At 62.8% G+C, this 10158-nt stretch carries 9 protein-coding genes; all 9 read left to right on the top strand.

The window, feature by feature from the left end:
* A partial coding sequence (locus SGJ19_24900; GenBank protein MDZ4783498.1) for a DHHA1 domain-containing protein occupies positions 1 to 654 on the top strand: 654 nt, incomplete at its 5' end.
* A 240-nt stretch (positions 655 to 894) separates the two neighbouring features.
* On the top strand, positions 895 to 1473 hold the full coding sequence (locus SGJ19_24905; protein MDZ4783499.1) for a Rieske 2Fe-2S domain-containing protein: 579 nt from the start codon (positions 895 to 897) through the stop codon (positions 1471 to 1473).
* Positions 1470 to 3380 carry a cytochrome b N-terminal domain-containing protein gene (locus tag SGJ19_24910; protein ID MDZ4783500.1) on the top strand — a complete coding sequence of 637 codons (1911 nt, stop codon included), beginning with the start codon at positions 1470 to 1472 and terminating at the stop codon, positions 3378 to 3380. Before SGJ19_24905 ends, SGJ19_24910 begins: the two co-directional genes overlap by 4 nt.
* Before the next feature lie 353 nt (positions 3381 to 3733).
* Positions 3734 to 4339, top strand: coding sequence for an imidazole glycerol phosphate synthase subunit HisH (hisH, locus tag SGJ19_24915; protein MDZ4783501.1), 606 nt, complete (start codon positions 3734 to 3736; stop codon positions 4337 to 4339).
* 293 nt (positions 4340 to 4632) lie between these two features.
* Positions 4633 to 5844: a zf-HC2 domain-containing protein gene (locus tag SGJ19_24920; protein MDZ4783502.1), complete on the top strand. Its 1212-nt coding sequence runs from the start codon at positions 4633 to 4635 to the stop codon at positions 5842 to 5844.
* A gap of 198 nt (positions 5845 to 6042) precedes the next feature.
* Positions 6043 to 7242 carry an aminotransferase class V-fold PLP-dependent enzyme gene (locus SGJ19_24925; protein ID MDZ4783503.1) on the top strand — a complete coding sequence of 400 codons (1200 nt, stop codon included), beginning with the start codon at positions 6043 to 6045 and terminating at the stop codon, positions 7240 to 7242.
* Between the two features lie 80 nt (positions 7243 to 7322).
* On the top strand, positions 7323 to 7709 hold the full coding sequence (locus SGJ19_24930) for a hypothetical protein (GenBank protein MDZ4783504.1): 387 nt from the start codon (positions 7323 to 7325) through the stop codon (positions 7707 to 7709).
* A gap of 7 nt (positions 7710 to 7716) precedes the next feature.
* Complete coding sequence (locus tag SGJ19_24935) at positions 7717 to 8331, top strand: hypothetical protein (protein ID MDZ4783505.1); 615 nt, start codon at positions 7717 to 7719, stop codon at positions 8329 to 8331.
* A gap of 303 nt (positions 8332 to 8634) precedes the next feature.
* Entirely contained in the window at positions 8635 to 9642 is a 1008-nt protein-coding gene (locus SGJ19_24940) for a hypothetical protein (GenBank protein ID MDZ4783506.1), read from the top strand.
* The last annotated feature ends 516 nt before the right edge of the window (positions 9643 to 10158 follow it).

The following is a 10158-nucleotide window of genomic DNA, read 5'->3' on the forward strand; positions in this document are numbered from 1 at the left end:
AAGATCATCCTCCACCAGCACGTCAGCTCCGACGACCTGGGCGCGGAGAGTTTCAAGAACACCACGGCGGAAGCCACCGGGCGATTGGTCATCGAAGCCGCCGATCACCTGGGGGTCGAGCTAACGCCTGAGATCGCGACGCCGCTGTTCGCGGCGCTGGCGACGGACACTGGTTGGTTTCGCTTCCGTTCGATCGCCGCCGATAGTTTTCGGTTCGCGGCGCGGCTGGTCGATGCCGGCGCGGTGCCACAGCAGATTTACACAGCGCTCTACGAGCGCGATACGCTGGCGCGGATTCAATTGATCGGCCGGATCATGGCCCGCACCGAGACGGAGTTGGACGGAAAGCTCGTCCACACGGCCTGTTTCATGGATGATTTTCGCGCCACCGGCGCCGTGGCTTCCGACACCGAGGACGTCGTCAACATGACGTTGGCCGTGGCCGGCACTCAGGTGGCCGTGATCTTTGTCGAACAAGAATCCGGGGGCTTCAAAATCAGCTTCCGCAGCCGCGCCGCTGGCGTCGACTGTAGCAAGCTGGCCGAACTGTTCAACGGCGGCGGGCACAAGGCCGCGGCGGGGGCGTTCCTGAACGAGCCGTATGCGGACGCCCAAAAGAAAATCCTTGACGCGGTCCGCGCCGCGATGAAATAATCGCCCGTCCCCCGATTACCTCCTGCCTTGACGGACGCCGCGGAAGCGACGTTCCCCGCCTTGTTTTGGTGGCTCATCGAGTCACACTAGTAGTGCTTCGCCCACACTAGCCCGTAGCGCCAGCGAGGGAGAGCCGATGTCGTTGAGAGTTTGAACTCGAACTCTCAGCAACGTCTGTCCTCCCTCGCTGGCGCTACGGGCTAGTGTTGGCGCAATCGACTCCCTATCGGAGCGCCTCGAATGGCCCAACATTCCACCGCTGCCGCGCCGCATGACGGCGATGATCGCCGCGGCTTCGTAAAGCGCGTGCTGGCCGTCGTGGTCGGCGGATTATGCGCTGTCGTGCCGGGTGCTGCCGCGCTGCGGGTGTTTCTGAGCCCGCTTTGGCGTCGCGGGGCGGATGCGACATTTATCCCGGTCGCCACGCTGGATGCTATTCCCGCCGACGGCGTGCCGCGGATGTTCAAGGTCGTGGCCGATCGCACCGACGCCTGGAACCGGTTTCCGAAAGAGCCCATCGGCACGGTCTTCCTACGACGCACCGCCGAGAAGCCGGACGAGGTTCACGCCTGCAACGCAGTCTGCCCGCACTTGGGTTGCATGGTCGGCTATCAGGCCTCGCAGACGCGCTTCTATTGTCCCTGCCATCAAAGCGCTTTCCAGCCGGACGGCAAATTGATTCCCCCAAGCGCCGCGGCGCGGGGGCTCGATAGCCTGGATGTGAAGTTGGAAGCGGACGCGGAGGGAGACGGCAAACGGGTGCTCGTCAAGTTTCAGAATTTTCGCAGCGGCATTCCGGCAAAGGTCGCCAAGTCATGAAACAACTGCTGGAATGGCTCGACGATCGCACCGGCATTCGGCGTTTGACGCACGAGGCGTTATACGAAAACATTCCCGGCGGGTCGCGCTGGAAATTCGTCTGGGGCAGCACGCTGGTCTTCGCGTTCGCGATGCAGGTCATCACCGGCACGGTCCTGTGGATGGCCTACAGCCCCAGCGGACAGACGGCCTGGGAGAGCGTGTTCTACATCCAGAACGTGATGCCCGGTGGCGCGCTCCTGCGTTCGTTGCATCACTACATGGCGCAGGCCATGGTCGTGTTGCTGGCGTTGCACTTGATGCAAGTCGTGATCTGTGGCGCCTATCGCGCGCCGCGCGAGATCAACTTCTGGCTCGGCATGATTCTGATGCAAATCGTGCTGGGCCTTTCGTTGACCGGCTATTTGCTCCCCTGGGATCAAAAGGGCTATTGGGCCACCGGCGTCGCGACCAACATCATGGGGCTCACCGGCGACGCCGCGCAGCGCCTGGCGGTCGGCGGCGGCCAGTACGGTCATCACACGTTGACGCGCTTCTTCGCCATGCACGCGGGCGTGCTGCCGGGGCTGTTGATCTTCTTCGTGGTGCTGCACATCGCGATCTTCCGGAAACACGGCATTCACGCGACGAATCCCGAAGGCCGCCCCGATGAAGCCTTCTGGCCAGACCAGGTATTGAAAGACGGCGTCGCTTGTTTGGCGGTGCTGGCCGTCGTGCTCGGACTTGCGCTTTGGCGTCCCGCGGAACTCACCGCGCCGGCCGATCCGAGCGCGCCGTTCGATGCTGCGCGGCCGGAATGGTACTTCCTGTTCCTGTTTCAATTGCTGAAGTATTTTCCCGGCGATCAAACGTTTATCGGACAGAGCCTGGAATTCTGGGGCGCGATCATCGTGCCCGGCGCGGTGATGGGCGTGCTAGCGCTGATGCCGATCGTCGGCCGCTGGCGCTTGGGGCACGCGTTCAACCTGTGCTTCTTGGCCTGCCTGATGCTCGGCATCAGTCTACTGACGGCGCAGGCGTTCTACGAAGATCATCACGCGTCATGGTCACCGAAGGACGCCGCGAAATTCGCTGACGCGGCCCAGCAGAAAAAATATGAGGCCGCCTGGGACGCCTCGAAGCAACACATCACCGCCCTCGAGCATGCCCAGCGCGATGCAGAACGCGCGCGCGATTTAGCGCTCGCGCCCGCCGGTATTCCTCCGGAAGGGATGATCTCCATAATGCGGCGCGATCCGCTTACGCAGGGCCCGCGACTATTCGCGGCCAAATGCGCCGGCTGCCATAGTGCCACGCGGGAAGATGATTCCGCGTCGATTGTCTGCCCCACGCCGACGGCGCCAAATCTGGGCGGCTTCGGCTCGCGTTCGTGGATTCGAGGGTTGCTGGATCCGACAAAGATCGTCGGCCCGGCCTATTTCGGCAATTCTCCGCACTTGAAGTCAGGCGAGATGGTCACTTGGGTCACGGACACCGTGACCGAAATGGACGCGGAGGCCAAGGCGAATCTTGACAAACTGGTGATCGCCCTCTCCGCCGAAGCACAATCGCCCACCCAACGGGAACAAGATGAGAAGGACGCCGAGACCATCGCCGCTGGCCGCACGTTCCTTTCCGAAGAAGTCGGCTGCGTCGATTGCCACAAGTTCCACGACGCTGGCGAGGAGGGCCTTGCGCCCGATCTCACCGGATATGCGTCCCGCGAGTGGCTGATCGGCATGATCGGCAACCCCAACCATGTCCGGTTTTACGGGCATGTGGACGCAGTCGATCAGCCCATGCCCGCATTCGCCCCAAGCCCGGATCGGCCCGAAGCCAACCAGCTCAGCGCCGAGGAAGTCGGGCTGATCGCCGACTGGCTGCGCGGCGACTGGTATCGGGCGCCGGCGAGCGAATCGGCACGGTAAGTGGGGCTGCTATAGCTCCCAAGCGATGCGACCCACCGACGACCAAGCCAGAATAAAGTCGCGGTGCTTGGAATCGATTACGGACTTACTGGGGCTCGCCCTAACGCCGCCGTGCGATCCGGATTACGATAGTTCCGAACCCGCTGTGCGTCCGGAATGTCCGAGCTAAACACCAGTCCCGCTACACTAGCCCGTAGCGCCAGCGAGGGAGAGAGGACTTCGCCTTTCGTTTGAGACGAAACTCTCAGTGGCCTTGTCGCCTTGCAACTGAGAGTTTCCACTCAAACGGCACGCAACGTCCTCTCCCCCTCGCTGGCGCTACGGGCTAGTGTGAGTCTTTCTATCGGATTCGCATGATTGCCATCGTCGACTACCAGATGGGGAACCTCCGCAGCGTCCAAAAGGGATTTGAGCGGGTCGGACACGCGGCCGAGATCGTTGACGATCCGGCCGCCCTCGAAAAAGCCGACAAAATCGTCCTGCCCGGCGTGGGCGCCTTCGGCGACGCCATCGCCGAATTGCGCCGCCGGGAGCTGGTCAAGCCCATTCGGAACGCCATCGACGCCGGCAAGCCGTTCCTGGGGATCTGCCTCGGGCTGCAAATGTTGTTCGACGTCGGTTACGAAGGGGGAACGCACGAAGGTCTTGGCATCCTCCGGGGCGAGGTCCGGCGGTTCGAACTGCCGGCGGAATACAAAGTCCCGCACATGGGCTGGAACAATTGCCAAATTCGCCGCCCGGCCCCCGTCTTGAAAGGGATCGCGGAGGGAACGCACGTTTACTTCGTGCATTCCTACTATGTCGTCCCAACAGACCCGTCGCTCGTAGCGATCGAAACCGATTACGGCGGGCCATTTTGCGCCGCCGTCTGGCGCGACAATCTCTTCGCCACGCAGTTTCACCCGGAAAAAAGTCAGGACCAGGGCCTCCGCATGCTGAAGAACTTTGCGGAGCTGTAATGCTTAGTGCGGCTGCCCGCGAAACACGCGGAAAAAGGAAGTGGGTACGGAGTGGCACTGAGTCACATAACTCTTGAACCAGTAACTAGATAGATAGATTCACTGGTCGTTAGCCTGGTGGCAATTCCGTTACCTTTTCGTGTGTTTGGCGTGTTTCGCGGGCAATCGTCCGGGGTACGGTCAAAAGTCGATCGGGAACTATCTGCCGGGGGATCGCGTCGGAAGGTTCAGCAGAGGGCATTCTTGTCTCGCGTCGATGGGCGGTCGGCGCACAGTCTTCGTAGCTCGTCTTTATGCATCCTGACGCCGAACTTTTGAGCGGTTACCTGGACGGGGAACTCACCCCGGCCGAGCGCGCCGTCGTCGAACAACTGCTGGCCAAAGACGCCAAGGCCGGCGAGCTGTTAGCCGACCTCCGGGGAATCCGGACCGACTTGCAGCAGGTGCCAAAGGTCCAGCTGCCTGAACAGTTTGCGAACGAGGTGTTACGGTCCGCCGAGCGACTGATGCTGCTCGGTCCGGCGGAGTTGACGCCCTCCGCCCAAGCGGAGATCGACTCCGCTCAATCCGAATTGGCGCCGCGCGCGGCCCGCCGTCATCTGTGGAGCTCACCAGCCTGGTTTATCACCGGTGCGGCCGTCGCGGTGCTGTTAATGTTCGCCCTTGGTCCCTGGCGCGGCGGCCCGGGGAGGCAAATCGCCCAGCGGCCATCGCCGCCGTCGGATGTGGTCGCCGCGAAGAACGGCGAGGGCGCGGCAGGCAGTACGTCTCCAGACGTAGCGGGTACCGCGACGCAAGGTCAGCCGATCGTAGAGCGGACTGCCAGGCGGGACGCCAGCGTGGAAACGGTCACGAACGTGACCAACGGCGATGCGGATGTAGCTCCGGTCAGTCCGACTCATGATTCGCCGGCCGTGGCGGAGCTGTCGCCGGACGCGACGGGCGGCGAACGGAAGCGAGACCCGTTCGGAACCATCATCAGCTGCGAGGTCGATCGGAAGGCGATTGCCAATGGCGCGGTTGACCAATTGCTCGCCCTGCATCAGATCGTGCTGGTTGGGAAATCGAGAGACGGCGGGGAGATCGAGCAACTGGTTGAGGACGTCGTCTATGTGGAGGCGACGCCGGAACAACTCGCGAAAGTTCTCGAGGACATGGCCAAGGAGCCCAACACCTTCAAATCCCCCGTTATGCAGATGACGCTGGGCGTGTTCCGCGATCCCGCGCTCTGGAGTGAAATGCTCGACGCGGATGCGGAGAACGACGGCGCGGCCCACGACGAAGCGGTCGCGGCGTCCAAAGGGGCCCGGGCAGTGCATTTCAAACCGAGCCCCAACCAGGCCAAGGCGCTGGTGATCGAAGAGCCGACGCAGGATCAACTCTTGGCGATGGGGGCCCTGTTAGCTGGCCAGGCGCCGCCGGACGGCGGCGCCAATGGCAATCAGCAGCCGAAAGTCGATAACGGCCTCGTCCGGGCCGTGTTCATTCTCCACGTGACGCCGTAAGCGGCTCTCGATCTGGCAGGCAATCTCCCCACAGTCTCCTTTCGCTCCGCGAAAGGTCCGGAGCCTTTCGCGGAGCGAAAGGAGGCTGTCTACGCCGGCTCTCGGCATCGACTCTTTCGACGCTGCTGGCCTGAGCCGTAGAATAGGAGGGTACGCGGATGTTCACTCCGCTCACGCTACCCTTGAACCCCCGGCATCATGGCTGCTGACGTCGTCTACCTGGACAACCACGCCACGACGCGCGTCGACCCGCGCGTGGTCGAGGCGATGTTGCCCTACTTCACGGAGCAGTACGGCAACGCCGGCAGCACCAACCACGCCTTCGGTTGGGAAGCCCGGGCTGCGGTCGACAAAGCACGTGGTTCGATCGCCGCGGCCATCGGCGCCGCCGATCACGAGCTGATCTTCACGAGCGGCGCGACGGAAAGCAACAATCTCGCGCTGCGCGGCGCGGCGGAGCGATTACGGCGGCGCGGCAATCATTTGGTCAGCGTCACTACCGAGCACAAAGCGATTCTAGATCCGCTGGCCCGGCTCGCGCGGCGCGATCATGACGTGACATTGCTCTCCGTTCGCCAGGCGGGCGACGCGCAGGCCGGTTTACTCGACCCCGCGCAAATTGCTCAAGCGCTGCGGCCAGATACGGTGCTGGTCTCGGTGATGTTCGCCAACAACGAGATTGGCGTCGTGCAACCGCTCGCTGAGATTGGCGCGATCTGCCGGGAGCGCGGCGTCTGGCTGCACTGCGACGCCACCCAGGCGGTCGGCAAGCTGCCTGTGGATGTGGTGGCGTTGAACGTCGACCTGATGAGTTTTTCCGCGCACAAGATCTACGGACCGAAAGGAGTCGGCGCGCTATATCTCCGTCGCAGCGGGGACAACGCTGTGCGGCTCGCCGCCCAGATCGACGGCGGCGGCCAAGAAGGAGGCCTCCGCAGCGGCACGCTGAACGTCCCCGGCATCGTCGGTTTCGCCAGGGCGCTCGAACTTTGCCTCATGGAAATGAACGAGGAGCGCGAACGCCTGGCGGTGTTGCGAGATCGCCTTTACGCTGGCCTTGCCGCATCGCTCGAAGGCGTCACGCGGCACGGCCCGGCACTGGAACAGCGCGCACTGCGCTTGCCCGGCAATCTGAATTGCGGCTTCGCCTATGTTGACGGTGAAGCACTGATGATGAACATGGGCAACCTGGCCGTCAGTTCCGGCAGCGCCTGCACTTCCAGCAATCCGGAACCCAGCCACGTCCTCCGCGCTTTGGGGCTCAATGAGGATCAAACCCGAGCCACTCTGCGGTTTGGCTTGGGACGCTTCAATACCGAGCAGGAAGTTGACTTTGCGATCGAACACGTCACCGCCACGGTGAAACGCTTGCGGAAACTCAGCAGCATGAGCGCGTGACAAAAAAGGATCGTGCGCATTTTTGGACCGCGGAGACGCAGAGAGAGCTAAAAGCCAACTATGATTTTTGAACACGTGCTGTGACATCTCGACGCAAAATCTTAATCTTCTGGGTGGTCGTTTATGTCGTCGCGACGGCCGGGATTGGCTATTGGTTGACGCACGTGCGCTCGGAGTGGGTGCGCGAGGCGGCGCGGCCAGAGTCGCGGGCGGATTGGGAGACCTGGAAAGAGGACGTCCGCACAGGGGAAGCGCCGCGGTTTGGTCCTGTCAAGCGCCGCGTTCCGACCGCGAGCGAACCACCGGCGACGATCTTGTTGCGCGATCATTTTCCCTCCATTCTCCTGACGGTGTTTCTGGTCTGGTCAGCGCTGTTCGGCTTTCTGGCGATGGTCGTGACCGGCGTGCTGCGCGGCACTCCGGCGCCACGCGCCGACAACGATCCGCCTACGCCTTCCGTCGGTTGAGGCCCTGATGTCCGGCGAAGCCTTCCCCGATAACGACGAGAACCCTTTCTCGACGCGCTTCGTGCGTCCTGGCGCGATCGAATATCTGTTCCCGGCCGATTGCGATCTGGAGCAACTCGTCGACCGGTTTCAGCAGCACGACGCGCGCGGCGAAATCGTTGGGCCGCACGGTTCCGGAAAATCGACACTGCTTTGCGCGTTGCTGGCGCGACTCGCCGACGACAGTTGGAACGTGTATCGCTGCGATTTGCGCGACGGGCAGCGCGCGCTGCCGTCCGGTTGGCTGCGCACGCACAGCCGCGAACCGCGAGCGCTCTTGGCAATCGACGGTTACGAACAACTCTCGCGCTGGCAGCGCTTCCGCGTATTGGCAAGCTGCCGGCGACATGGATGCGGCCTCTTGGTCACAGCGCATGCGCCGGTCGGGCTTCCGCTGCTATGGACGACCGAGGTCGACGCATTGCGAGCTAGTGCGGTGTTTCAAAAACTGGTCCCCGGCGCGTTCGTGGCGGAGGCGGACTTGCACGAGTGCTTGCGCCGTGATCCGACCAATCTGAGGGCGACGTTGTTCGCGTTATACGACCTGTACGAACAACGCCGCCGTGCATCGCCGGGCGTTTAGTAGCGTCCGTCGTTGCGATTGCCCCACCCGCTGCGTTCCATTCTCAATCGCTCCGCGACGGCCGAACCCCGCGCCTGGCAGACGTCCCGGCGGGAACCGTGACCTAGCATTGCGGTTAGTCGACGCCGGAACTTGCCGTTTGTGAAACTGCGCGGCAAATTCCACGCAATCGCTGCAATTGGAACAATCGAAATCGACTCGCAAATCGTCGCGCTGCGTTGGCGAAAGCTTGACGACGACGCGACGGCCGTGCTAAACCAAACAGTCGCCATTCCAAGCAAAGTCTTCCAGAGAATTCGCTCCATGTTTCGCTCACCGCGAATGGTCGGCGCCGCCGCATTGCTTTGCGCGACGCTCTTGCCGGCGGGCCGCGCCGCCGCCGTGCAGAACTGGTTTGGCTACGGCGGCGCCTTCGGTCCACAGGCCTACTACACCTACTACGCACCGCAGCCGGTCGTCGCCGGATACGCGCCGACGACGGTCAGCGCCTACTCATATCCCACGGTCGTCGCAGCTCCCGTCGTCAACTATTCGACGTCGCGCGTGATTGTTCCCGTCACGGCCTACGCACCATTGACCACGTCCTACGCGCCGGTAACCAGTTGCCGGCCGGTCGTCGCTTACAGCCCAACCTGTGGAACGTACAGCGACCAGTGCGGTACTTACTGTGGCGCGCCCGCGGCGATCGCTCCGACAATGATCGCGCCGATCACGATTGCCCCCGCGCCGACGACCATAACTCCGCTGGCGCCGCGCTACGGCACGCCGATCTACCAGCCGCCGGGGATCTATCCGCAGACCATTCCCGCAGCGCCGTTGAGCGCTCCGCCAATGACCTTTCCGCCCACGACTTCGCCGGGCTTGCCCACCAGTTCGGCATCGCCGGCCGATCAACCGCCAACGCTGAGCGGCTACGCGCCGTATCCTTATTCCACGACCGCGGCGCCGCCCGTCACGGTGAACCAAACGCCAGCGCCACCGGTTGAAGCCGCGTCCGTTCCGCCGGCCATCGAAGGAACAACGCAGCCCTCAGCGGGCCAGCAACGTCGGCCTGACTTAGATATCTCGTTACCGAACGAAGCGGACGAGGAACTCTCGCCGGTAGCGCCGGCGGAAGGCGCTGAGGCGAAGGAAGCAGATGAATCGGCGACCGGCCCGAAGCTCCAAGGAGATGAAGCGAACACCGCCTCTGCCGGAGCTCCTCGCACCGGCCTGTTGTCAACGGCGACCTGGCGGGCGGTGCGGCCTTCGTCGCGCAAAATGCCGAGTGATCGCAAGACCGCCATCCGTCGAGAATCGACGCACCAATAGCGTGCGTCTGGTAAATCACGAGCATTCCGGGCGATTTCGCCGCGGAGACCCACAGAACCCGTCCAGGCGCGTCACAGCCCTGGGCGGGTTATGTTTTTTGTGGCGGGCCGCGCCAATGTTCGTCGCGAGCCTCGGTCCGGTAGACTTGGTTGCGTGCGCCGGAGGGTCAGGGGGAAGTAGGTGGAGTAGGTGACGTAGTAAGTAGGTGATGTAGTATGAGAAGGACGCCCTGCTTGTGGCACGGTCTCCCGACCAATGGTATCTACACAACTTTTTCTGGGCATCCGGAACGAACCACGAAAAGCACGAAAGGCACGAAAGACTTGTCGAGTATTGGATTGTGCTGGAAGTGCCAAAGGGACGTCGGCTAGACGATCTGCCTTCAAATGGCCACCGCAAGTTTGCCAATCATCCCATACTTTCGTGCCTTTCGTGCTTTTCGTGGTTCCTGCCGAGATGTGTAGTTCTACTGTCTCCCGTCAGCGCCGTTGACGGATGCGCTTCGGGGGTAACGAG

It is taken from the genome of Planctomycetia bacterium (assembly GCA_034440135.1).
Lineage (GTDB): Bacteria > Planctomycetota > Planctomycetia > Pirellulales > JALHLM01 > JALHLM01.